Below are 23,830 nucleotides of genomic sequence, written 5' to 3' on the forward strand. Positions count from 1 at the left end.
GTCAGTTGACCGTGACCTGGCCAAGCGCCGGATTCTGTTCCTGAGCCTGATGCTGTGGCGCGTAGATCTGAGTGAAACGCACCGGCGGCAAGTTGAACTGGCCTTTCTGCGAGAAGCGCACCAAGTGACGTACGCGCAATTCGCCGCTCAAGGCGTCCACGGGAATCGCGTAAGCCATCTGACCTGGCTCGAAACGCGCCTTCTCCAGCGCTGTCGGTTCGGTGCCGGCCTTGCCCATCAACTTGATGCCCCAGGTGGTGCGTTCAACGTCAGCGCCCGGCGGCAGCGGCACTTCGATCATGCCGTAGCGCAGTGGCTTCGGCGCTTTGCTGGTGATGATCACTTCGTCCAGGTACAGGCTGTCGCTGGACAACGGCTTGGTGCCGACCGCTTCAAGTTTGAATTCGAACGCTTCGTCACCCGGCACCAAACGCGACAGACGACGGGTGATGGTCACAGCCATCGGGTCGATTGCCGGTTGTTTGGTCTGGTAGCTCAGCGCGGCGCGTAGCGGACGTTCCTGGGTCCCGGTCAGCGACAACGCTGCCGGCACCGGCGTAGCGCCCTGCCATGTCCAGTACATCTCACCGGTATCACCGTAGCGTTTCTTCCAGCCTTCACCCGGCGCCAGGGCGATGGTCGGCGAAGCTTGCTCGATACTGCGTTGCAACCAGCTCAACGCCAACGCGCGTTCGAGGGTCGATTGCTGTGGCAGCAGACGTTGCAACAACGCTTGCGCGTGAGCCTGATCGAAAGCTTGCAGCGACAGGTTCAGCGCTTCGGCAAACGGCTGCGAACTGACCGCCAACCGTTGCTGCGCATCCGTCAGTTGACGATTAAACGCGTCCGGCAGAGTGACCTTGGACTGGCGCGCCAGCGATGCAGTCAATGCCCGCGCCGCCGCCAACCCCAGCGCCGAATCCGGATCGCTCATGACGATGCTGTCTTCGCCATCGTCCATCAGGTTTGCGGCATTGCCGTCGCCGGCCTTCGCCAGGTCATCCATCAAACCGCTGAGCAGGGTGTTCACCGGCAATTGCATCTGTTTGGCGAACGACAGGATCAGTGCCCGCTGCAACAGCGGTGTGTTTTTGGCCTGCTTCGAATAAACCTCCAACACCCGCTGCCAGTGCTCCGGCGGCAAGCTCAGTTCCAGCGCTTTGCTGGCGTACCAGTCGGCGTAATAGGCGTAAGCGGTGAGGAATGCATCCGGCTCACCGTCCTGTCCCCACCAAGTGAAACTCGCCGAAGGCCCGGCCATTTGCACCAGCCGCAGACGGCTGTTTTGCATGATCAGGCGCAAGCGATCGCGAACCTGTGGATTCGACGAAAGCGATGGATAGGCAATGCTCAGTGGCAACAAACGGCTGGCGGTTTGCTCGACGCCGCCGTACGGATAGCTCAGCAAATCATCAAGTGCCGAACGGAACAGCGCTTGCGCACTGTCATCCAGGCGCAGGCGAATATCCGTCGCATCCGCCGGCAAGGTCAGCGCTGTGTCACCGCTGAGCGCGTCTACAACCTGGCTCTGAGTCACCTGCCAACCTTCACCAGTCGCGGTCAGGCGCACAGCCAGGGCATCGGCGGTTTTACCGTCCTGCACCAGTTCTGCGGTCCAGTCGCCGCTCGCCAATGCAAACGCTGGCAACGCGATGTAGTTGATGCCGTTGTTTAGGGTTACCGGCACACGCTGATCGGCGCCGCCGTAATGGATCACCAGCTCAGCCTTGACCGGTTTCTCGGCCTGACTGAACGCGAACACACCGAGATCCGGTTTGTCGCCAGTGCGGAATTTGGTCGGGCCGCTCCACTTCAGGTACAGCGGCTTTTCCGAACGAACGAATTGCTTCTTCTGCCCGACCTGGCCGTCATCGGCGATCGCCCGGGCAGTGATGCGCCAGCGAGTCAGCGAGTCCGGCATTTTGAAGGTGAAGCGGGTTTTGCCGTTGGCGTCGGTAATCAATTCTGGCTGCCACGCGGCGGTGTCGACGTCTTCACGACGCGGGCGCTCCAGCACTTTCACGCCCCGTTCGCTGCGGTTGGCTTTGCCCGGTGCGCCCGGGCTGCCCGGCAACGCAACGTCATAGCTGATGAACGACAGGCTGGCGCTGGTGCGCACGTTGTTGCGGCGCGGGTGATAGAAGAACTGGTCGATGGTCGGCGCGACTTCCGGTTGCAGCGCGTAGATCATTTCGTCCACGACACTGACCGTCAGGTGCGCCGGAATTGGCTTGCCGGCGAACTGAGTGGTCAGGTCAACCGACACCGTATCGCCCGGCTGATAGGTCTCTTTATCGGTAGCAATCGCCACGTCAATCTGCGGCGTAATCACCTTGATGCCGGCGTTCTGGAAGCTGTACTGACCGCCCTTGGTGTAGAGCACGGAGAAGGTCAGGTTCGGTGCGAAGTTATCCTTCACCGGAATCCGCGCGCGGTATTGAGTCTCGCTGAGTTTTTCCATCTTCAGCCAGTCGCCGCCCTTGGACAGCAGCGCCGTGGCCTCGACCTTGTCCCGCTCCAGCGACAGCAGTGCATCGCTGACCGGTTCCGGGAACGTGATCAACGCCAGGGCTTCGTCGCCAGCCTTGTACTCGGGTTTGTCGAGGACAATTTCCACTGTGCCCGGCACGGCTTTGACGCCATCGCCGGTGACCGAATGACCGGTGGCGCCAACCACGCGGCCATGGTCATCCTTCAAGGTCAGGTTGTAAGTACCCGCACGGTCGAAAGCGATACTGAACCCTTTGTCTTTCGCAGCGAGTTTGCCGTCGCCAGTGGTCTGGTCTTCCAGACGAACCCAGCTGTAGCTGCTCGGGGTGACGGCTTTGCTCTGCTCGCTGCCACCTTCATTGGCGTAGCTGAAAGCAACCTTGTCGCCCACCGCACTGAACCGTTGCGGTGCGCTCAAGCGGAAGCTGGCGGCGCCACGGTCGATGAGAATTTCCTTGGTGGTCTTGACCCGATACGCCGCGCCATCGCTGGCGAACACGGTGAGCATGTAGCGGCTCGGTTTGTCGGCGGCCGGCAGGTCAAGGGTCGCGTTGCCCTTGGAATCGGTGGTCAGTTCGGTGCTGGTCAGCTCGATCGGGAATTGCCCGAGGTATTGCAGCTCGTTGTCGACCATCGACAGTTGCTGGGCGCGCAGGCTCAGGGTCAACTTGGCGTCGGCCACCGGTTTGCCATCCGGGTACAGCAGCACCAGACTGCCCTTCACCGGTTCGCCGGTGCGGTAGTCCTGTTTGGCCAGATTCAGCGAGATTTCGAAGTGCGGCTTGATGTATTCGGCGACTCGGAAGGCACTGCTGTAGGCCTGATCCTTGTAGCTGAAACGCAGCTCATAACCACCCGCCACCGCGTTGTCCGGCAACTGGAAACGACCTTGAGTACCAGACTTGGAATCGAGCTTCAGCGCCAATGACTGCAGCGCCGTACCGGTGGCATCGAGCACGGTTACGTTGACGTCGGCAGCGGTCGGTGCCACGGAATCCCGGGCGTTCTTGAACTCGCGACCGACGATTTTCAGCGACACCCAATCCCCCGGCCGGTACAGCGGTCGGTCGGTGAAGGCATAGAGTTTGGTGTCGTAGATTTCGCTGTCGTAATAGAAGTTCTCGGAGACGAAAACACCGCCCTCTTCGTCTTCACCGATCACGAACGAACGCTCGGGGCTGACGTGTTTCAACCGCAGCAAACCGTCGGTGTCGGTGGCGCCGCTGCTCATCACACCCAGGCCATCGGTCCACAGCACGTTGACCTTCGGCACCGAACTGCCTTCGTGTTTGCGCGCAGCCCACACCACCAATTCATCACCGGCAATCTTGCTTACGGCCACGGTGTTGGAGACAAAGACCATGGTCGTCGCGCGGTACTTGCCGATCAGCGCTTCCACCAGATACAGACCCGGTTTCAGATGACCCAACGGGATGTACACGTTACCCGGTGCAACGCTGACGAATTCACTGGAAGAACCGGCCAGGTTCACGCCGGCGGGCGGCTGGATCGGTTTGGCTTCCCACAGCGGATAACGGAATTGACTGACAACTGGCAAGCCCGGAATCAGTGCGAATTGTGGCTGAGCGTCGTAAGGCGTTGGCGCGGCAATCGCGGTGCCCATCTTCAGCTCAGGCACTTCTTCGGTGACTTGTTGACGGGACTCGTAGGAAAACGCTCGTTGCATCACGCGACGAGATTTGCGGTACCAGTTGTCCCACAGGTACGCGAGGGTGTTCGACAGGCCTTCGCCCTTGAACTGGCCGTCACTGACCACGCGGTGCAGGTTCTTCTGACGCTTGAGGAAATCCAGCGGCTTGTCGATGCGATAGACGCGAATGTCGGCGCCGCCATAAGGCTCCATGCGGAACCGGCGATAGTCGCGGCCCGGCGCTTCGAGGCGAACCATCGCCTGTTCGTCGCTGGCGAAGCTGCTGTCGGCCAGCAAGAAAAAGCTTTCACCGGCCACCGGCGTGTAGCCGCTTGGCTCGACGGTGTCTTCGGCGTTGACCACCGACAAGGGCAGCACCAGAGCCAATAACAATGGCAGTTTTGAGCAGAAGCGCAGCATGCGGGCACCGATCATTGGGAGAGAAAGTTCAGTCGATAGACGCCGATGAAGTTGGGGTTGGCTGCGTCGGGTATCCATCGGGTGTCCTTCCATGTCATGAGTTGCTGCAGGCTCGCGGATCGCATGCCGTTGTCAGTAGGGGTGGTGGTACCGGTGTGATAGGCAATGTAACGGCCCATCCAGATCATCAGGTGCTGGTCGTCGCCCTGATCGAAAAACATCAGGTCGCCGGGCCGGGCCAGCGCCACGTCTCGACCGACCAGATGGCTGTTGAACTGAATCAGTTTGATCGCGTTGACGTACGGCCCGACCTTGCCGCCGCCCTGCTGCCATTGCTGGGCGAGACCGCGCTGGGCCTCGCTCAATTGCAGTTCCGGCGGCAGGTAGCGGTTGGACAGGCCATTGCTGCGCAGCCATTTGTCGTCATGGACTTTCAGCGCTTCGTTGGCGGCGAAACGCACCAGGCCCGCGCAGTCCTGCTGAAACCAGCGCGGGCTCGGGCCTTGGGTCAGTTGTTCCTGGGCGATGCGCACGAACCAGGCGCGAAACACCTGGGATTGCTGCACGTCGAGCGGCGGCGCCTCATTGGCAAATGCCCGACTGCCGAGCAGCATCGCCAGCAGGCCGAGGCCTCGGATAAGTGCTGTCACAGGGCTTTCCATTCCAGCGGCAGCCACTGCCAGTGGCCGTCCGGCTCACTGCCTTTGGGCAAGGTCAGCGCGTATTTGCCGTAACCGCCGAGCTTGCGCAGTTTCGGGATCAGGTAGGTTTGCGCGGCGTTGTAGAACACCGGCTCCATGTCCTGCGGCAGGCTGTCGAGGGTTTCCTGTTGCATCAGCTGCGCCATGGAATCCGGGCCGAAGTAGACCGGCATCAGCAGGTCTTTGGGCAACACATCGGCCAGCGGCGGGAAGCGTTTGTCGAGGGTGCCGAGGGCCTTATCGACCAGTTTGTCGTCGAGCGAGAACAGCAGCGTCGAACTGTGGCGGGCCAGGCTGACTTTCATGAACGCCTTGCCGGTGATCGCGTCCGGGTTCTCGGCATCCTTGGCCGCGTACGGGCCGAAGTTGGAACTGACCTGACGCTGCCACTGATGGGTTTCGCCTTCCTGCTTCTCGACCACCGGGAACGCGTGCTCGTCGACCTTGCCTTCGTAGGCGCCAACCATCGAGCCGAACAGGTTGCCCAGATCGCCGTCGAGTTTGGCGCTGTCCTTGTCGTTCAGGCTGACCACCAGCAGTGGCGTGTACAGCCGCGAATCGGCGTACCAGCACAGGCCCGCCGCGCCGGCCACGTGTTCGGTCAGGGCCTCGGCGACTTTTTCTTCGGCACCGAGTTTTACCAGCAGCGGTTTCTGTTGTTCAGCCGCCAGCGGCAAGGCTACGCAGGCGCTGGCGCCCATCGGCATGGCTTGCCAGATCGGTTTGAAATCGAAGTCTGGCTGGTTATCCAGTTCGTCCATGGCGAGGAAGCTGTGCCAGCCCTTGTCGTCCATGTCGAAACGCAGGCCGGCGAAGTTCGGGATAAAGCGCTGATAACCCATGGCCAGAACGCTGGAATTGACCGACAGGCGTTGCTTCACCTCAGGCAAGCGCGGTTGCAGGCCGAAGGCTTCGGGGAACAGTTTTTGGCCCCCGAGCAGTGCTTCTAGCGCCTGAGTCGAGACCATGCCCGGTTCATCGACCGGACCATGGCCGCCTTCGTACAGCTTGGCCGGGTTCGACAGCACCACCAGTTTGTCGCCATGGGAGGCGAACAGCAGTGCCTTGGTGGCGTTGTAGGTCAGTTGATAGAGCGCGACGTCGTCGGCGCCGACTTTCACATCGCCGACTTTGGTCAGTTGCGTATCGTCCAATGCCACTTTTGCCAGCGGCTCCAGCACCTTGGCCAGGCCACCGCGATCCATCACCAACAAGAAGTCTTTCAGGCGACCATCCGCCCCACGCCACAGCGCCACATCGGCCGGCTGATCGAAGAGCTGCACGATCAGGCTGTCCTGCAACTTCAGGTCATGTTCGTAAATGATCCGCCGCAAGCTGCCGATCAAACCGAGACGATCCACATGGGCTTCGTAATAGAAGACGAAATCTTCGGTCAGGGTTTCCTTGAGGAACGGCACCGCCAGCAAGTCCTTGGGCAATTGGCTCAGGGAACTGGTTTCCAGCAGGCCGTCCGGGCGGCTCATGCCCAGTTTGTCACTGGCCAACGCCGCCAGCGGCACTTTGGGTTTGTGCATGAACCAGCCCAACCCGCCCGCGACACCCGCCACCAGGCACAGCCCGACCAGCACGGCCGGCCAACGACGTGGAGGTTTGGCAACCGGTGCGTCAGCGGCCGGGGGAACGGCAGGGGAAATCGTCTTATCGCTCATGTTCACGCTCATGTTCCCAAAGCTCAGCAATTCATCCGTGGAGCGGGATGCTTAATAGTTGAAAGTCTTGACCAGCAACAGGTCACCGATGGCCCGCAGGGGCACGATGAATGTCTCGCGTTTTTCGTCGACGGTGTTTTCGTTGAGCACCAGGTTGATCTGCGAGGTAATCACCTCGTTCTGGTTACTGTGCTCATCGAAGTTATAGCCTTCACTGCCGAAGTTGCCCCAATAGTTCACATAAACCAGATAGGTGCCATGCAGCGGCGCGGTCATGGTGAACATTTCCGGGCCGGGGCCATCGACGCCGTCCGGGTCCAGGCCACCGCCGTTGGTCAACGCCGTGTGGGCGAAGAACGCGTGCTGGCCGTCGGGAGTAATGATGTGCAGGTCGAGTTCGGCTTTTGGATCATCCCAGCCCAACACCACGCGAATCCGCGCCGGAGTGCGCAGGTTGTTGGCTTCATAGAATTGAACGCGCTTGAGGGACTTACCCTCGGCACTGCGCACTTCGACGCTGTTGGAACCGGCGCCAAACGCATACGGCCGGGCGAAACGCCCTTCGTCGTCGGTATACAGATTCAGCGGATTGCCGTTGACCGCCGAGAGTGTGCGGCCCGCGCTGGGTGCCGATGGCCTTGAGCTGGCCTTCGATCATCGTGCGATTGCGCTGCACGCCCCGGTCGATGGGCGGTGTGGGATAGGCGACTTGAGGGTTTTCACTGCGATCGAGCAAGCCGTTATAACGCCAGCCGCCCACCGGTTCCGATAACTCGGCCGTTGGCTCGGCCCAGGCAGCGCAGGCCCAGACCAGCGTTATCAGCAGTGAAAGAAACCAACGCATGTGACGCCTCCTGCCATGCATAACGAAACCTTGCGCCTGATCCTCGGCGCGTTACAGATCAAAAAACTGCGTTTCGTCAGAAAGACCCGTGACTAATGGGTCGTAGAAGGCGCGAAGGTTAGCCATTTGGCGGTTTTTTAACAATCAGATACATCTTAATTTGTGGTGAGATTCACGGTGATTGTTGGGTGTGAGCCGAATAGAGCGGCTATTCGGCTCACGAAATGAGCCGAATAATTCCTCTCCCCTCCAGAAGCGACATCACTTTGTGGCGAGGGGCTCGCCCCCGTTCGGCTGCGAAGCAGTCGCAAATCGCTGAAAGCGGTATGCCTGAAGAGTCGCGGTGTCTGGATTTGGGGTCGCTTCGCAACCCAACGGGGGCTAGCCCCCTCGCCACAGGTAAGCGCTCCATCCACAGAGGCGCGTTCACTCCCACAAGTCAGTGGCCGAAACACCCCCGCTCATTTGCCCATAACCCCCATGTCTGCTAGTGTCGCGCCGGTTTAACGTCAACCGGAAATAGCCGCCATGGCCCGCAAAAAAGCTGCACTGGATTTCGAACAATCCCTCGCTGACCTGCAAACACTGGTCGAGCGACTGGAGAACGGCGAGTTGTCGCTGGAAGACTCGCTGACGGCTTTCGAGCAAGGCATCGGTCTGACCCGCGATTGCCAGGCAGCGCTGGCCCAGGCCGAGCAAAAGGTTCAAGTGCTGCTCGAGCGTGATGGCGAGCTGGCCGAGGAACCCTTCGAAGCGGATCAGCCAGAATGATTGAAGCGTATTCGGCGACCAGCCAGGCCCGAGTCAATGCGGCGCTGGACACCCTGTTCACCGCGCCAGGCCCGGAACTCGCACGCCTCTATGAAGCCATGCGCTACAGCGTGATGAATGGCGGCAAGCGTGTGCGTCCATTGCTGGCTTACGCCGCGTGCGAAGCGCTGGGTGGCAAGGCGGAGCAAGCCAACGGCGCAGCCTGTGCGGTGGAGCTGATCCATGCGTATTCGCTGGTGCACGACGATTTGCCGGCCATGGACGACGACGATTTGCGTCGCGGCCAGCCGACCACTCACAAGAAATTCGATGAAGCCTGCGCGATCCTCGCCGGCGATGGTTTGCAGAGCCTGGCCTTCAGCGCCCTGCTGGACCCGCGCCTGAGCACCCTGGATGCGCAAATCAGCTTGCAGATGGTCAGCGCCCTGGCGTTGGCGGCAGGCCCGGCGGGCATGGTCGGCGGTCAAGCCATCGACCTCGGCTCGGTCGGCCTCAAGCTTGATCAAAAAGCCCTCGAATACATGCACCGGCACAAGACCGGCGCGCTGATCGAGGTCAGCGTCAAACTTGGCGCCCTGGCCAGTGGTCGAGCCGAAAAAGACGAACTCAAGTCCTTGCAGACTTATGCACAGGCGATTGGCCTGGCGTTCCAGGTCCAGGACGACATTCTCGACGTCGAAAGCGATACCGAAACCCTCGGCAAACGCCAGGGCGCCGACATTGCCCGGGATAAGCCGACTTACCCGGCGCTGCTCGGTCTCGACGCCGCCAAGGCCTACGCCCTGGAACTGCGTGATCAAGCCCTGCATGCGCTGCGACCGTTTGACGCGGCCGCCGAGCCGCTGCGCGACCTGGCCCGCTATATCGTCGAACGCCGCAGCTGACAGCGTATCCGCCAAAAAATAGCAACGCGTGGGCAGGGGGCGATGCATCAGGTAAACTGCCGCCTCTTCTATACCTATAACGATTCGCCTGATGCCCACGACGTTTCATGAGATTCCCCGCAAGCGCCCGACCACGCCCTTGCTCGACCGCGCCAACACGCCGGACGGCCTGCGCCGGTTAGGCGAAGCCGAGCTGGAAACCCTGGCTGATGAGTTGCGCCTGGAATTGCTCTACACGGTCGGTCAGACCGGCGGGCATTTCGGTGCCGGCCTGGGCGTTATCGAGCTGACTATCGCGTTGCATTACGTCTTCGACACCCCGGACGACCGGCTGGTGTGGGACGTGGGTCATCAGGCCTATCCGCACAAAATCCTCACCGGCCGTCGCGAGCGCATGGGCACCCTGCGCCAAAAGGACGGCATCGCTGCCTTCCCGCGTCGTTCCGAGAGCGAGTACGACACCTTTGGCGTCGGCCACTCCAGCACCTCGATCAGTGCAGCGCTGGGCATGGCAATTGCCGCCCGCCTGCAAAACAGTGATCGCAAGGCGATTGCCGTGATCGGCGACGGCGCACTAACCGCCGGCATGGCGTTCGAGGCGTTGAACCACGCGCCCGAAGTCAATGCCAACATGCTGGTGATCCTGAACGACAACGACATGTCGATTTCGCGCAACGTCGGTGGCTTGTCAAATTACCTGGCGAAAATCCTTTCCAGCCGCACCTACGCAAGCATGCGTGAAGGCAGCAAAAAGGTTCTGTCGCGCCTGCCCGGCGCCTGGGAAATCGCCCGTCGTACTGAAGAATACGCCAAAGGCATGCTGGTTCCGGGCACCCTGTTTGAAGAGCTGGGCTGGAACTACATTGGCCCCATCGATGGCCACGACTTGCCGACCCTGATCGCCACCCTGCGCAACATGCGCGATCTGAAAGGCCCGCAGTTCCTGCACGTCGTCACCAAGAAAGGCAAAGGCTTCGCCCCGGCGGAAGTCGACCCGATCGGTTACCACGCCATCACCAAACTCGAACCGCTGAACGCGCCGGCCGCTGCGCCGAAGAAAGCCAGCGGGCCGAAGTATTCCGGTGTGTTCGGCGAGTGGCTGTGCGACATGGCCGCCGCTGATCCGCGCCTGGTCGGGATCACCCCGGCGATGAAGGAAGGCTCCGACTTGGTGGCGTTCAGCGAACGCTTCCCGCTGCGCTATTTCGACGTGGCGATTGCCGAGCAGCACGCCGTCACCTTCGCCGCCGGCATGGCCTGCGAAGGCGCGAAACCGGTCGTGGCGATCTATTCGACATTCCTGCAACGCGGCTACGACCAACTGATCCATGACGTCGCGGTGCAAAACCTCGACGTGTTGTTCGCCATCGACCGCGCCGGTCTGGTGGGCGAAGACGGCCCGACCCACGCCGGCAGTTTCGACCTGTCGTTCCTGCGCTGCATCCCCGGCATGCTGGTGATGACCCCGAGCGACGAAAACGAACTGCGCAAAATGCTCACCACCGGTCACCTGTACAACGGCCCGGCGGCGGTGCGTTACCCACGTGGCAACGGCCCGAACGCGACCATCGAGAAAGACCTGCAACCGATCGAAATCGGCAAGGGCGTGGTTCGCCGTCAGGGCAGCAAAGTCGCCCTGCTGGTGTTCGGCGTGCAACTGGCCGAAGCACTGAAAGTCGCCGAAACGCTGGATGCGACCGTGGTCGATATGCGTTTCGTCAAACCGCTCGACGAAGCACTGGTTCGTGAAATTGCCGGTAGCCATGAGTTGCTGGTGACCATCGAAGAGAACGCGATCATGGGCGGCGCCGGTGGCGCGGTCAGTGAGTTCCTCGCCCGGGAAAACATCCTCAAGTCGATGCTGCACCTGGGCTTGCCGGACAGCTACGTCGAGCACGCCAAGCCTGCGCAGATGTTGGCTGAGTGCGGGCTGGATGAAGCAGGGATTGAATCTTCAATTCGTCAGCGCCTGCAACTGCTCAACATCTAAACGCAAAACCCTGTGGGAGCGGGCTTGCTCGCGAAAGCGGACGGTCAGTCGACTTAAATGTTGATTGATCCACCGCCTTCGCGAGCAAGCCCGCTCCCACATTGGTTTTGAGCAACCTTCAAATGTGTGTTCGCTGCAGATTGCCAATGGACTGCCAATGAAACTCTCCCGCCTCGCTTTAACGCTGACGCTCCTGCCGGCCGGCCAACTCCTGGCCAACACCTTCGAACGCGACCAAGCCCTGAAGCTCCCCGATGTGTTGATCAGCGCCAACCGCCAGGTCGAAGCACGCAACGACAGCAGCGCCGCCAACACGGTGTTCACCCGCGAAGATATCGACCGACTGCAACCGGACAGCGTTACCGATCTGCTGCGTCGGGTGCCGGGTGTGCAGGTCGGGCAAACCGGCGGGCGCGGCAGCTTGCCGGGGATTTACATTCGCGGCACCAAGTCGGCCCAAACGCTGGTGCTGGTGGACGGCCAGCGCATCGGCAGTTCCACGTCTGGCGACAGCAACCTGCAACACATCAACATCGAACAAGTCGAGCGCGTTGAAGTGCTGCGCGGCTCCCGCTCGGTGATTTATGGTAGCGATGCGATAGGCGGGGTGATTCAGATTTTCACCCGTCGCGGTGGTGAACAAGGCCTGCAACCGCGCCTGCACATGGGATTCGGCAGCAACCAGACGTGGGAGCGCAGTCTTGGGCTGTCCGGTGGCGATGAGAAAACCCGTTTCAACCTCGGCGCCAGCCTCGATGAAACCGCCGGGATCAATCGCACCCACGAGTCGTATCCCAGCGACAGTGATCACGACGAGTACCGCAACAAATCGGTGAGTTTGAGCCTGAGTCATGCGCTGACCGATGACATCGAAATCGGTACCAACCTGCTGGATAACACCGGCAAAAGCGAGTTCGACAACCCGTTCGGCCGCTTCGACACGACCACCTTCAAATCCGTCCAGCAGCAGCCTTACAGCGATTTCGACGTCAGTAGCGTCAGCAGTTATGTCGACGCGCGGGTCAATGATCGGTGGAAAACCCGCGTCGAGTTCGGCCACAGCGAAAACAGCGAGAAGACCCTCGACAAGCTCAGCGACGAACGCATGGTGTTCAACACTTACCGCGACTCGGTGAACTGGCAGAACGACCTGACGCTCAACGAGCGCAATAGCCTGATCCTCGGCGGCGACTGGTACGAAGACCGGATCAACAGCAGCACGCCGTTTGACGAGGACAGTCGCTGGAACCGCGCGGCGTTTATCCAGCATCGCTATCAGGCGGACAGTTTCTCCACGGAACTGGGCCTGCGCCGGGACCAGAATCAACAGTTCGGCGGCCAAAACAGTTGGAGCGGCACGTTCACCCTGCCGTTGAATCCGGATAACGACGTGCTGCTGACCTACAGCGAAGGCTTCCGCGCACCGACTTTCAACGATCTGTATTACCCGGACTTCAGCAATCCAGACTTGAAGCCTGAAACCTCGAAAAGCTATGAACTGCAATGGCGCAGTCAACTGACCGAGGCCAGCCGACTGGAAGCATCGCTGTACCGAACGAACCTGGAAGACGCGATTATCTTCGGCAGCAACAACCGCCCGCAGAACGTTGCTTCGGCACGCATCAACGGTTTCGAAGCAGCGCTAAAGCAGGAACTGTTCGGCTGGCAGAGCAACCTCGGCGTGTCGATCATCGACCCGCGAGATCGCGACAGTGGTCACACCCTGGCCCGTCGTGCCCGGCGAACATTGAGCCTGGATCTGGATCGACAGTTCGATCGACTGAGCCTCGGCGCCAGTTGGCAGGCGGTCAGCGGCAGCTACGACGATGAGAACAATCAGCAGCCGTTGGGCGGCTATGCGTTGCTTGGGTTGCGAAGTAGCTGGGCGTTGAATCGGGAAGTGAAGCTTGATTTGAAGGTGGATAACCTGCTCGACAAGGGTTACAGCCGGGCGTTGTATAGCTATGACGGCAGTCAGTATGGGTATCGCGAGGAAGGTCGGGCGTGGATGTTTGGGGTGACCTGGACGCCGGAAATCTAAAGGCCAACTCGGTCAATTGTGGCGAGGGGGCTTGCCCCCGTTGGGCTGCGAAGCGGCCCCAATCCAGCCACCATGTTTTGTCAGACACACCGCATCAACCTGATTGCGACTGCTGCGCAGCCGAACGGGGGCAAGCCCCTCGCCACAGGTTATTGGTCCGGCGCGATGATTTGGCACAATTTGGCCGTCGCCTCGATCATCTGCCCACTCGGCCGCTCCAGGCCTTTATCCGTCACCAACAACAATTGCCCGCGAGCCACCGCCGCCACCTGCGGCCACGCCTTCCAGGCATCGAGCTGCGCCTGATCACCGGCCAGAATCACCTCGGGATTGCGCTGCAGCACCGCCTCCACGCTCACCTGCGGCGCTGGCAATGTCAGGTCGGCAAACACATTGCGCGCACCGCACACTTCAAGCGCATCGCTGATGATCTGCCCACCGCCGACGGTGTACAACGGCCGATCCCAGACTTGATAGAACACCTGCAACGGCGTGTCCCGTCGATAGCGTTGGCGCAGGTTATCCAGCTTTTGTCGCAGGTCCGCCGCTAACTTCACGCCCCGCTCCGGTCGGCCGAGCTGTGTGGCGATGGATTCAATCTGTGCGGTGAGTTGTCCGAGGTTATGCGGTTCGGCGACGTAGGTAGGAATGTTCAACCGCTTGAGCTGTTCACGCTGCGCCGGGCCGACGCTGCCGGGCCAGAGCAACAGCAGATCGGGCTTGAGGCTGAGCAATCGCTCCATGTCCAACTGACCGTAGCGGCCAACGGAAGGCAGATTTTTGAGTTCAGCAGGACGCTCACCGGCATCCAGCACACCGACCAACAGGTCTGCCGAACCCAGTTCAACCACGATTTCAGATAGAGACGGCGCCAGGCTGACCACCCGCTCGACCGCAGCCGCCGAGCCACTGACGGCGAGCAGCAACACCGCCAGCCAATGACGAAGCATCAGCCGAGTTGACGCGGAATACGGTAGAGGTAGAACAGCACCGTAGTCGACAGCGCCAGCAGCACCAGTGGCACCGCTTCGAGACCGACGAACACCGCTAGCGCACCGATCCACGCCGGCAGGCCGGCAGCCAGGAACGCCGTGCGACGCTTGGCGGCCAAGGTAATCCAGGCAGCAGGTTCTTCAGGGGTGTCGAGGGCTTTCTGGGTGGCGATCAGCGCATGTTTATAGCCACTAAAGAACTTCAGGCTGACAAACATCGAGGCCACACCGGCGATGAACAACGGCATCGCCAGCACCGGCAGGATCGCCTCGCTCTGGCCAAACACGCCGTTGATCACGAACAGCGGCAACAAGGCCAGCGCCAGGTATTGCCACCAGCTGAACGACAGTCGGCGCCGAACCTGGCCGCGGGTCACGCCCGATCTGCCTCGCCCTGATGCTCGTTGCCCATCATGTGGTCGAGCTTTTTGGCCTTGGTGGCCAGGTAGAGTTTGTTGTGCGGGTTGTGCCCGGTGTGCAGCGGCACGCGCTCGGCGACCACGATACCCATGTCGGTCAAGGCTTTGACCTTGCGTGGGTTGTTGGTCATCAGACGCAAGGATTTCACGCCCAGGTGCTGAAGCATCGGCAGGCACATGGCGTAGTCACGCTGGTCGGCGGCAAAGCCCAGACGCTCGTTGGCTTCAACGGTGTCGGCGCCGCCGTCCTGCAACTCGTAAGCGCGGATTTTGTTCAGCAGGCCAATGCCACGACCTTCCTGACGCAAGTACAGCAACACGCCACGGCCTTCGCGGGCGATGGCCTGCAACGCTGCTTCAAGCTGAGAGCCGCAGTCGCAACGCTGGCTGAACAAGGCATCGCCGGTCAGGCATTCGGAGTGCAAGCGGCCGAGCACCGGCGCACCGTCATCGAACTCACCCAGACTGAGCACCACGTGCTCTCGGCCATTTTCTTCATCGAGAAAGCCGTGCATGGTGAATTGCGCAAAAGGCGTTGGCAGCTTGGAAGCGGCGACAAAAACGACAGGCACCGGTGTGCTCCTGATCAATAAGTACTGGAGATTCGCAGACGCGGCATTGTAACAGCAGGTTCTAACCGACGCTTAGGCTGAATTATGGGGCATAACGATCAAAAAGTTTGATCACTGCGTCAACAACACCATTTCCCTGTGGGAGCGGCGGTGCGACGATTCGACTTGCTCGCGAATGCGGTGGATCAGCCTGCATCAATGTTGACTGACCCACCGCATTCGCGAGCAAGCCCGCTCCCACATTGACCGTGTTCAGTCAGTGCCAAACGGATACGGCTGTTTCCACTTGGCGAAGACCGGTTTCAACTGGCCGCTTTTCACCAGCCGTTCCATGCGCTGGTCGAACAACGCCATCAACGCGCGGGCCTTGGGGTTGTCGGCAAAACACAGGAACAATGGCAACTCGGCGATGTGGGTTCGACGAAACTGCGACGGATCCTTGGCCCGGGCGACCATGTAATCGACTTCGGTCAGCGCATCAATGTAATAGTCGGCGCGGTTGTGGGTCAGCATCGACAGGATTCCGGTGCGCCGCACCACTTCGTTGAAGCGGTGAATGTTCGGCAGGTAATCCTGATACTTGTAGCCGCGAACCCAGGCCAGTCGATAGTTGCCCAGGGTGTCGAGGGTCGGCGCCGGATTGCTCGCCAGGCCCAAGGCATAGATGTGATCGGTGTCGAAGTTCCAGTGCGGATAGAGCAGATCGCTGGTTTCATCCCGATAGGAACCGACACAGGCGTCCACTTCGCCCCGCTGGGCCAGGCCCACGGCGCGCGTGTAAGGTTCGGTGCGGATGTCCAGCTTGACACCCGCCGGCTCGAAGATCGCCCGCAGCAGATCCCAGCCCAGGCCGTGGCCGTCAGCAGCGGTGTAGTCTTCCCAGTCTTCGCTGGCCAGATGAATCACGGACGGCGTCGGCGCGACATCCCCCGCCTGGGCGAGTGAGCAAAACATCGCGAAAACCACCATCAACCAGCGTCGAGCCATCCCTAGTTCCCCGGTTTGCCACTCAGGCAAAAAGCCAAACCAGACCCTGCATCCCCAGCCATGCAAAGACCCCGGCCAATACGTCATCGAGCATGATCCCGACGCCGCCATGCACGTGGCGGTCGATCCAGCGAATCGGCCACGGTTTGAGGATGTCGAAGAAGCGGAACAACAAGAACCCTGCCAGCAACCAGTACCAACCTTGCGGCACCAGCCACAGGGTGATCCACATCCCGACCATCTCGTCCCAGACGATGCCTTCGTGATCATGTACTCGCAAATCGTCGGCCACTTTGCCGCACAGCCAGAAGCCGAACAGCATGGTGATGCCGAGCATCAGCCAGTAACCCCAGTCGGGCAACATCTGCCACAACGGAATAAAGGGTAGCGCAACTAACGACCCCCAGGTGCCCGGTGCTTTTGGCAAGGTGCCCGAGCCGAAGCCGAACGCCAGGAAATGCCACGGATTACGCCAGACCGAAGGCGGTACGAATTCCGCCGGGGTCTGTTTGGGATGATCTGTCACGGTGTCTCCCGAAAATGTTGATAGCCCCGGGTTTGCGGGGTGATGTCTTGTCCATCGGCGTCCAGCAGCACAACGCCCTGCCCGGTCACGACCTGGCCGACCACTTGGATCGGCCAACCGTCGGCCAGCAGTCGGGGCAATTCGACGGGCGGCAAAGTAAAGGCCAGCACGTAGTCGTCACCACCGCTCAGGGCCGCGTCTTCAGCGCCCGATTGACCGAGGAACGCCACTAACGCCGTCGATACAGGCAGCTTACTCCGCTCAACCTGAATGCCGACCTTCGACGCGAGCGCAATATGCCCACAATCGGCGAGCAGGCCGTCGGAGATGTCCAGCGCCGAGGTAGCTTTGCCGCGTAACGCCTGACCGAGGGCCAGTTGCGGTTGCGGCGCCCAGTAATGGGCCAGCAACGGATCGGCGATGGCCGCTTCAGTAGTCCGCTGACCAAGCACCAGCGGCAAGGCCCCGGCGGCATTGCCCAGCTCACCGCCGACACACAGCAAGTCGCCCGGCTGCGCGCCACTGCGGGTCAACGCCTTGCCGACCGGCACACGGCCAAACACGGTCATCGTCAGGCTCAACGGCCCACGAGTGGTGTCGCCACCCACCAGCGCCACGCCACAGCTCTGCGCCATGACGTTCAAACCACGGGCGTAGGCGTCCAGCCAATCGGCGGTCACCGTCGGCAACGTCAGGGCAAGGGTAAAGGCAATGGGAGTGGCGCCCATGGCGGCCAGGTCACTGACCGCTACAGCCAGCGAGCGCTGACCGAGCAAAAACGGGTCGCAAGGATCTGCGAAATGCACACCGGCAACGAGGGTGTCGGTGGAAATCGCCAACTGTTCCCCGGAGGGAACAGCCAGCAAGGCGCAGTCGTCGCCGATCCCAAGGGCAACGCCCTCGCCGCCCTGCGCACAAGGCGCGGCGGCGAAGAAATTGCGGATCAGCTCAAACTCGCCCATGGCATTTCCAAGCACTGATCAAAGGATCAGCGCTTGAACGCCTTCACTTCAGCTTCACGCAGACGCGGGGCCAGCTTGTCGAGTACACCGTTGACGAACTTGTGGCCGTCGGTGGAACCGAAGACTTTCGCCAGCTCGATACCTTCGTTGATCACAACGCGGTACGGCACGTCGACACGCTTGATCAGCTCCCAGGTCGACAGGCGCAGAACGGCCAGTTCAACCGGGTCCAGCTCTTCGATCGTAATGTCCAGGCACGGGGCCAGGGCAGTATCGATCTCGGTGCGGTGCGCCGGAACGCCGTGCAGGATGTCGTGGAAGTAGGCGGCATCGACATCGCTGAAATCGTTATCGACCCGAAACTGCGCTTCGATCTCGTTCAGCGATTGCTTGGCCATGTGCCATTGATACAGCGCTTGAGTCGCGAGCTGACGGGCTTCGCGACGCTTGACGCTTTTCGATGGCTTGCCGGCATCCGCAGGCTTTGGATCGCGCGGGTTGAAACGATCACTTTCGTCGCTAATCACTTGGCCTCCAACTGCGCCAGCAGGCTGACCATTTCCAGAGCGGACAGGGCAGCTTCAGCACCTTTGTTACCGGCCTTGGTGCCGGAACGTTCGATGGCTTGCTCGATGGAATCAACGGTCAGGACGCCGAAAGCGACCGGTACGCCGAACTCCATGGACACCTGGGCCAGGCCCTTGGTGCATTCGCCAGCCACGTATTCGAAGTGCGGAGTACCGCCACGAATGACCGCGCCCAGGGCGATGATTGCCGCGTACTCGCCCTTCTGAGCGACTTTCTGCGCAACCAGCGGAATTTCGAAGGCGCCAGGCGCACGGATGATGGTGATGTCGCTTTCGCTCACGCCATGGCGAACCAGGGCATCAACTGCACCGCTAACCAGGCTTTCAACGACGAAGCTGTTGAAACGGCCCACTACCAAAGCGTAGCGGCCTTTAGGGGCGATGAAGGTACCTTCGATGGTCTTCAGGGTCATTCGTTAGATCTCTTAAAGAGCCGGGACGCGTTTTCTACGCGTCCCTCAGTGATGTGTTAACCGCGAATCAAGGACTGGAAACACCCAGTCATTATTCGGAGGGCACGTATTCTACAACTTCCAGATCGAAACCGGATATCGCATTAAATTTCATTGGCGCACTCATCAGGCGCATTTTGCGCACGCCCAGGTCCCGAAGGATCTGCGAACCGGCACCGACGATGCTGTAGGTGGTCGGTTTTTTCGCCGGTACGTGTTCCGCGGTTTCGCGGATGTGTGCCAGCAACACGTCGCCATCGAGCGGGTGACCGAGCAATAGCACCACGCCGCTACCGGCCTCGGCGACCGCAGCCATGGCGGCGCGCAGGCTCCAGCGGCCCGGTTGCTTGACCATCAGCAGGTCGCGCAACGGGTCCATGTTGTGCACCCGGACCAGGGTCGGTTCTTCAGCGCACACGGTGCCCAGGGTCAGGGCCATGTGCACGTCGCCTTCCACGGAATCACGATAGGTCACCAGGTTGAATTGGCCCAGTTCGCTGTCCAGTGGCTGCTCGGCAATCCGCTGAACGGTACGTTCGTGGATCATCCGGTAGTGAATCAGGTCGGCGATGGTGCCGATCTTGATGTTGTGTTCGGCAGCAAAGGTTTCCAGTTCAGCGCGACGGGACATGGTGCCGTCGTCGTTCATCACTTCGCAGATCACACCGCTCGGCTCGAAACCGGCCATGCGCGCCAGGTCGCAGGCCGCTTCAGTGTGGCCGGCGCGAGCAAGGGTGCCGCCGGGTTGGGCCATCAACGGGAAGATGTGGCCCGGGCTGACGATGTCTTCAGCCTTGGCGTCCTTGGCGGCAGCGGCCTGCACGGTGCGGGCGCGGTCGGCGGCGGAGATGCCGGTGGTCACGCCGGTCGTGGCTTCGATCGACACGGTGAACTTGGTGCCAAAACCGGAACCGTTGCGCGGCGCCATCAACGGCAGCTTCAGCAGTTCGCAGCGCTCGCGGCTCATCGGCATGCAGATCAGGCCACGGGCGTGCTTGGCCATGAAGTTGATGTGTTCAGGCTTGCAGCACTCGGCGGCCATGATCAGGTCGCCTTCGTTCTCGCGATCTTCGTCATCCATGAGGATGACCATCTTGCCTTGGCGGATATCTTCAACCAGTTCTTCGATGCTATTGAGCGCCACAAGGCACCCCCTTGAGTCAGGATTTGAGGTAGCCGTTGGCGGCCAGAAAGCTTTCGGTGATGTTACTGGAGCTTGGCTCTGCGGCCTTGTCGCCCAACAACAGGCGCTCCAGATAACGTGCCAGCAAGTCCACTTCCAGATTCACCCGGCGACCTGGCTGGTAAGACGCCATGATGGTTTCGCTCAGGGTGTGGGGAATGATCGTCAGCAAGAACTCGGCGCCATCGACTGCGTTCACGGTCAGGCTGGTGCCATCGACGGTGATCGAGCCTTTATGGGCGATGTACTTGGCGAGGTCTTTCGGCGCGCGGATGCGGAATTCCACTGCGCGAGCATTTTCTGTACGGGCAACCACTTCGCCCACGCCATCGACGTGACCGCTGACCAGGTGCCCACCCAGACGTGTGGTCGGGGTCAGGGCTTTTTCCAGGTTGACCGGGCTGCCGCTTTTCAGGTCGTTCATGGCGGTGCAGTCGAGGGTTTCGCGGCTGACGTCTGCCGCAAAGCCATTGCCTGGCAGTTCAACTGCGGTCAGGCATACGCCGTTGACCGCGATGCTGTCGCCCAGTTTGACGTCGCTCAGGTCGAGCTTGCCGGTTTCTACGTATACCCGCACATCTCCGCCTTTTGGGGTCAATGCACGAATACTGCCGATGGATTCGATGATGCCGGTAAACATGGAGTCCTCCTCGAGAACAAGGCTGTCGCGTGGCGCAAGCCGGGAATTATACGCTCGCTGCTGGCACAGGTATGGCGATGACTCGCCAGTCATCGCCAACCGCGCGAATTTCGATGATTTTGAGCTCGGGCGCATCCTTCATTTGCGCGAGCGGCCAGTCCAGCAATGGGCGCGCGGACGAGCCTAAAAATTTGCCGGCAATAAAGATCTGGAATTCATCCACCAGACCTTGCTGGGCAAACGCGCCGGCCAGACGCGGGCCGGCTTCGACCAAGACTTCATTGACCCCACGATGGGCGAGTTCGACCAGCAATTTGCGCAAGTCGACCAAGCCATCGTCGCCGGCCACGATCAGGCATTCCGGGCCGTTGGCATATTGCTCTTCGATGGCCATGCAGGTGGCGACCAGCGCCGGGCCAGCCTTGAAGAACGGCGCATCCAGCGGCACGCGCAAACGGCCGTCGATCAGCACACGCAGCGGCGGACGGCTCATGGCCAACGCGGTTTGTTCAGCGTCCAGACCCAGTTCAGCGGCACGCACGGTCAACCGCGCATTGTCCGCCAGCACCGTGTCGGCGCCGGTCAGCACCACGCTGGCCTGGGCACGCAGGCGTTGTACCGCCGAACGGGCGGCCGGGCCGGTGATCCATTGGCTTTCGCCGCTTTCCATCGCCGTGCGACCGTCCAGGCTCATGGCCAACTTGACCCGCACGAACGGCAAGCCGTGTTCCATGCGCTTGAGGAAGCCTTCGTTGAGCTTGCGCGCTTCGCCTTCCAGCACACCGCTTTCGGTAGCAATACCGGCCTGGGCCAATCGCGCCATGCCGCGACCGGCGACCGACGGGTTAGGGTCCTGCATCGCCGCAACCACACGGGCGACACCGGCGTTCACCAGCGCATCGGCGCAGGGCGGCGTGTGACCATGGTGGCTGCAAGGTTCGAGGGTTACGTATGCAGTGGCGCCGCGAGCCTTATCGCCAGCAGCGCGCAAGGCGTGGACTTCGGCGTGAGGTTCGCCGGTGCGCACGTGCCAGCCTTCGCCGACAATCTGCCCGTCCCGCACGATCACGCAGCCCACCCGAGGGTTTGGGTGAGTCGTGTAGTGACCTTTGCGCGCCAGTTCCAGCGCGCGGGCCATGTAATGGGCGTCGAGGATGGCTTGTTCTGGGGAGGTGGTCATTCTTTCACCGGCTCACGGGCCAGGCGATCGATCTCTTCGCGGAACTCGTTGAGGTCCTGAAAGCGCCGATACACGGAAGCGAAGCGAATGTAGGCGACTTCGTCGAGCTTTTGCAGCTCGGCCATCACCAGTTCACCGACCACGAGGGATTTGACCTCGCGTTCGCCGGTGGCGCGCAGTTTGTGTTTGATGTGCACCAGCGACGATTCGAGGCGTTCGACACTCACCGGACGCTTCTCCAGCGCCCGCTGCATACCGGCGCGCAGTTTTTCTTCGTCGAACGGCTGACGGCTGCCGTCGGTTTTGATCAGGCGCGGCAACACCAGTTCGGCGGTCTCGAACGTCGTGAAACGTTCGCCGCAGGCCAGGCATTCACGCCGGCGGCGCACCTGTTCGCCCTCGGCGACCAGACGCGAGTCGATGACCTTGGTGTCGTTGGCACCGCAGAAGGGACAGTGCATGGTGGCAGGCAACAAAAAAGGGAGGGCCATGGTAGCGCATCCCGGTGGCAAGACAAGCCATAGGGTTTGCGGTATACAGACGAGCTATTATGGATGTCACCTTGCTGGAGCCTTAAATGTCCCTAAGACCGCTCGTCCTGCTCAGTATTTTAAGCCTGCTGGTGGCCTGCGGCAGCAATGCACCCAAGCCCCAGCCACCGACGCCGGGCCCCGCGCCGCAACAGGCGCAGAAAAAGCCAAGGAGTCGGCTGACCTCGGCCCACTGCCCGCTTTTCAGCGTGAACTGAGCGGCACCCTGCAAGGCGTGCCGGCCGGTGCCGAAGTTGAGCTGGCGTTGCTGGTGATCGACGACAAATCCCGTCCGCAACAGTTGCTGGCCAGCTCCAGCCTGATCGGTACCAACCAAGTGCTGCCGTTTCGCCTGCGTTTCAATCCGGAATCCTTCCCGGTCGGCGCTCGCGTTGAACTACGTGGCCGCGCCAGCCAGTCCGGTCAGTTGATATTGCACTTGCCGGCCGTGCGCGTTGAGCAAGCCACCACCCAGGCCTTGGGCCAGCTGCAATTCGTCAAAGCACCATGATTGCACCGCTCGACCTGCAACAGGCATTGGGTGAACTGCTCGGTGACGCACAGCTTGTTGCTTGTGAGTTGCCGGACACTGACTTGAAGCTTTGGCTGATCGACGGCGACAACATGGATCGCGCCTTCAGCCCCGAAGAAACCCGGCGGATTCTGCACGAGCCGCCGTACTGGAGTTTCTGCTGGGCCAGCGGCTTGGCGGTGGCGCGTTATCTCGCTGAGTTTCCTGAGTGGGTCAAAGGCAAACGGGTGCTGGATTTCGGCGCCGGTTCCGGCGTGGCGGGGATTGCCGCCGTGAAAGCCGGGGCGCTGGAAGTGGTGGCCTGTGACCTGGACCCACTGGCGATTGCCGCGTGTCGGGCGAATGCTGAACTCAATGATGTGGAGCTCAATTACTCGGCGGATTTCTTTGCCGAGGCGGATCGGTTTGATCTGATTCTCGTCGCCGACGTGCTGTATGACCGGGCGAATCTGCCGCTACTCGATGAGTTTTTGAGTCGTGGCCAGGAAGCGTTGGTCGCGGATTCGCGGGTGAGGGATTTTCGTCATCCGTTGTACCGGCGCATCGAGATGCTCGAGGCCATGACCTTGCCGGACCTGGCCGAGCCCGAAGAGTTTCGGCATGTGAGCCTTTACCATGCGCGGCGCGGCTAGAAGCATCGCGAGCAAGCTCGCTCCCACAGTTGTTTTGTGTCGATCACAAAATCCTCGTTCGCCACAATTCCAATGTGGGAGCGAGCTTGCTCGCGATAACGTCCTGTCAGCCAATACCTCTCCAACAGCCACCCCGCTTCCGGCCAGCCCCCACCAAGCCGTATAGTTGCCTCA

20 protein-coding genes and 2 pseudogenes are annotated in these 23,830 nt (G+C 61.0%); 6 read left to right on the forward strand and 16 right to left on the reverse strand.

The genetic code is table 11. The annotated features are described in order from the left end of the window. Position 1 precedes the first annotated feature (1 nt). From RHM58_RS04545 to RHM58_RS04560, 4 genes and pseudogenes are all read right to left on the reverse strand, one after another. On the reverse strand, positions 2 to 4,576 hold the full coding sequence (locus tag RHM58_RS04545) for an alpha-2-macroglobulin family protein (protein ID WP_322269759.1): 4,575 nt from the start codon (positions 4,574 to 4,576) through the stop codon (positions 2 to 4). Continuing rightward, on the reverse strand, positions 4,573 to 5,223 hold the full coding sequence (locus RHM58_RS04550; protein WP_201198186.1) for a DUF1175 family protein: 651 nt from the start codon (positions 5,221 to 5,223) through the stop codon (positions 4,573 to 4,575). The genes RHM58_RS04545 and RHM58_RS04550 overlap by 4 nt, the downstream gene beginning before the upstream one ends. Then, positions 5,208 to 6,932, reverse strand: a complete 1,725-nt coding sequence (locus RHM58_RS04555) for a DUF2138 domain-containing protein (RefSeq protein ID WP_322269760.1) — start codon at positions 6,930 to 6,932, stop codon at positions 5,208 to 5,210. Before RHM58_RS04555 ends, RHM58_RS04550 begins: the two co-directional genes overlap by 16 nt. Positions 6,933 to 6,983: 51 nt before the next feature. Beyond that, a pseudogene (locus RHM58_RS04560) lies at positions 6,984 to 7,776 on the reverse strand (YfaP family protein). A 528-nt stretch (positions 7,777 to 8,304) separates the two neighbouring features. Between RHM58_RS04560 and RHM58_RS04565 the strand changes: the two are divergent. The 4 genes from RHM58_RS04565 to RHM58_RS04580 all read left to right on the forward strand — a co-directional run bounded on the left by RHM58_RS04565 (position 8,305) and on the right by RHM58_RS04580 (position 13,462). After that, positions 8,305 to 8,547, forward strand: a complete 243-nt coding sequence (locus RHM58_RS04565; RefSeq protein ID WP_056743654.1) for an exodeoxyribonuclease VII small subunit — start codon at positions 8,305 to 8,307, stop codon at positions 8,545 to 8,547. Continuing rightward, positions 8,544 to 9,431 (forward strand): polyprenyl synthetase family protein, encoded by an 888-nt coding sequence (locus RHM58_RS04570; RefSeq protein ID WP_201198190.1) that lies wholly within the window; start codon positions 8,544 to 8,546, stop codon positions 9,429 to 9,431. The genes RHM58_RS04565 and RHM58_RS04570 overlap by 4 nt, the downstream gene beginning before the upstream one ends. A gap of 91 nt (positions 9,432 to 9,522) precedes the next feature. Beyond that, positions 9,523 to 11,421, forward strand: coding sequence for a 1-deoxy-D-xylulose-5-phosphate synthase (gene dxs, locus RHM58_RS04575; RefSeq protein WP_201198191.1), 1,899 nt, complete (start codon positions 9,523 to 9,525; stop codon positions 11,419 to 11,421). 157 nt (positions 11,422 to 11,578) lie between these two features. Continuing rightward, positions 11,579 to 13,462 carry a TonB-dependent receptor domain-containing protein gene (locus tag RHM58_RS04580; protein WP_322269762.1) on the forward strand — a complete coding sequence of 628 codons (1,884 nt, stop codon included), beginning with the start codon at positions 11,579 to 11,581 and terminating at the stop codon, positions 13,460 to 13,462. Positions 13,463 to 13,611: 149 nt separating this feature from the next. Here the strand turns inward: RHM58_RS04580 and RHM58_RS04585 are convergent, their stop codons facing one another. From RHM58_RS04585 to nrdR, 12 genes are all read right to left on the reverse strand, one after another. Then, the gene (locus RHM58_RS04585; RefSeq protein ID WP_322269763.1) at positions 13,612 to 14,412 is read right to left on the reverse strand and encodes a cobalamin-binding protein; all 801 of its coding nucleotides are present in this window, start codon (positions 14,410 to 14,412) and stop codon (positions 13,612 to 13,614) included. Next, positions 14,412 to 14,831 carry an MFS transporter gene (locus tag RHM58_RS04590; RefSeq protein WP_201198194.1) on the reverse strand — a complete coding sequence of 140 codons (420 nt, stop codon included), beginning with the start codon at positions 14,829 to 14,831 and terminating at the stop codon, positions 14,412 to 14,414. The genes RHM58_RS04585 and RHM58_RS04590 overlap by 1 nt, the downstream gene beginning before the upstream one ends. Then, a complete protein-coding gene (ribA, locus tag RHM58_RS04595; RefSeq protein ID WP_201198195.1) occupies positions 14,828 to 15,445 on the reverse strand; it encodes a GTP cyclohydrolase II in 618 nt (205 codons plus the stop codon). The genes RHM58_RS04590 and ribA overlap by 4 nt, the downstream gene beginning before the upstream one ends. Before the next feature lie 252 nt (positions 15,446 to 15,697). Beyond that, positions 15,698 to 16,432: a substrate-binding periplasmic protein gene (locus RHM58_RS04600; RefSeq protein ID WP_322269765.1), complete on the reverse strand. Its 735-nt coding sequence runs from the start codon at positions 16,430 to 16,432 to the stop codon at positions 15,698 to 15,700. A 22-nt stretch (positions 16,433 to 16,454) separates the two neighbouring features. Further along, a complete protein-coding gene (locus RHM58_RS04605) occupies positions 16,455 to 16,958 on the reverse strand; it encodes a phosphatidylglycerophosphatase A (protein WP_201198197.1) in 504 nt (167 codons plus the stop codon). Continuing rightward, complete coding sequence (gene thiL / locus RHM58_RS04610) at positions 16,955 to 17,920, reverse strand: thiamine-phosphate kinase (protein ID WP_322269766.1); 966 nt, start codon at positions 17,918 to 17,920, stop codon at positions 16,955 to 16,957. The genes RHM58_RS04605 and thiL overlap by 4 nt, the downstream gene beginning before the upstream one ends. A gap of 26 nt (positions 17,921 to 17,946) precedes the next feature. Further along, complete coding sequence (gene nusB / locus RHM58_RS04615; RefSeq protein ID WP_007944234.1) at positions 17,947 to 18,447, reverse strand: transcription antitermination factor NusB; 501 nt, start codon at positions 18,445 to 18,447, stop codon at positions 17,947 to 17,949. Continuing rightward, a complete protein-coding gene (ribE, locus tag RHM58_RS04620) occupies positions 18,444 to 18,920 on the reverse strand; it encodes a 6,7-dimethyl-8-ribityllumazine synthase (protein ID WP_003185938.1) in 477 nt (158 codons plus the stop codon). The genes nusB and ribE overlap by 4 nt, the downstream gene beginning before the upstream one ends. A gap of 91 nt (positions 18,921 to 19,011) precedes the next feature. Next, positions 19,012 to 20,103 (reverse strand): bifunctional 3,4-dihydroxy-2-butanone-4-phosphate synthase/GTP cyclohydrolase II, encoded by a 1,092-nt coding sequence (gene ribBA, locus RHM58_RS04625; RefSeq protein ID WP_123509922.1) that lies wholly within the window; start codon positions 20,101 to 20,103, stop codon positions 19,012 to 19,014. A 16-nt stretch (positions 20,104 to 20,119) separates the two neighbouring features. Continuing rightward, positions 20,120 to 20,782: a riboflavin synthase gene (locus RHM58_RS04630; RefSeq protein ID WP_201198199.1), complete on the reverse strand. Its 663-nt coding sequence runs from the start codon at positions 20,780 to 20,782 to the stop codon at positions 20,120 to 20,122. 46 nt (positions 20,783 to 20,828) lie between these two features. Next, on the reverse strand, positions 20,829 to 21,962 hold the full coding sequence (gene ribD, locus RHM58_RS04635) for a bifunctional diaminohydroxyphosphoribosylaminopyrimidine deaminase/5-amino-6-(5-phosphoribosylamino)uracil reductase RibD (protein WP_322269768.1): 1,134 nt from the start codon (positions 21,960 to 21,962) through the stop codon (positions 20,829 to 20,831). Then, positions 21,959 to 22,423: a transcriptional regulator NrdR gene (nrdR, locus tag RHM58_RS04640; protein WP_003228656.1), complete on the reverse strand. Its 465-nt coding sequence runs from the start codon at positions 22,421 to 22,423 to the stop codon at positions 21,959 to 21,961. The genes ribD and nrdR overlap by 4 nt, the downstream gene beginning before the upstream one ends. Before the next feature lie 116 nt (positions 22,424 to 22,539). Between nrdR and RHM58_RS04645 the strand changes: the two are divergent. Then, positions 22,540 to 23,003: pseudogene (locus RHM58_RS04645) on the forward strand (hypothetical protein). After that, on the forward strand, positions 23,000 to 23,656 hold the full coding sequence (locus tag RHM58_RS04650; protein WP_201198202.1) for a class I SAM-dependent methyltransferase: 657 nt from the start codon (positions 23,000 to 23,002) through the stop codon (positions 23,654 to 23,656). Before RHM58_RS04645 ends, RHM58_RS04650 begins: the two are co-directional and overlap by 4 nt. The last annotated feature ends 174 nt before the right edge of the window (positions 23,657 to 23,830 follow it).

This window comes from Pseudomonas sp. 10S4, assembly GCF_034344865.1.
Classification (GTDB): domain Bacteria; phylum Pseudomonadota; class Gammaproteobacteria; order Pseudomonadales; family Pseudomonadaceae; genus Aquipseudomonas.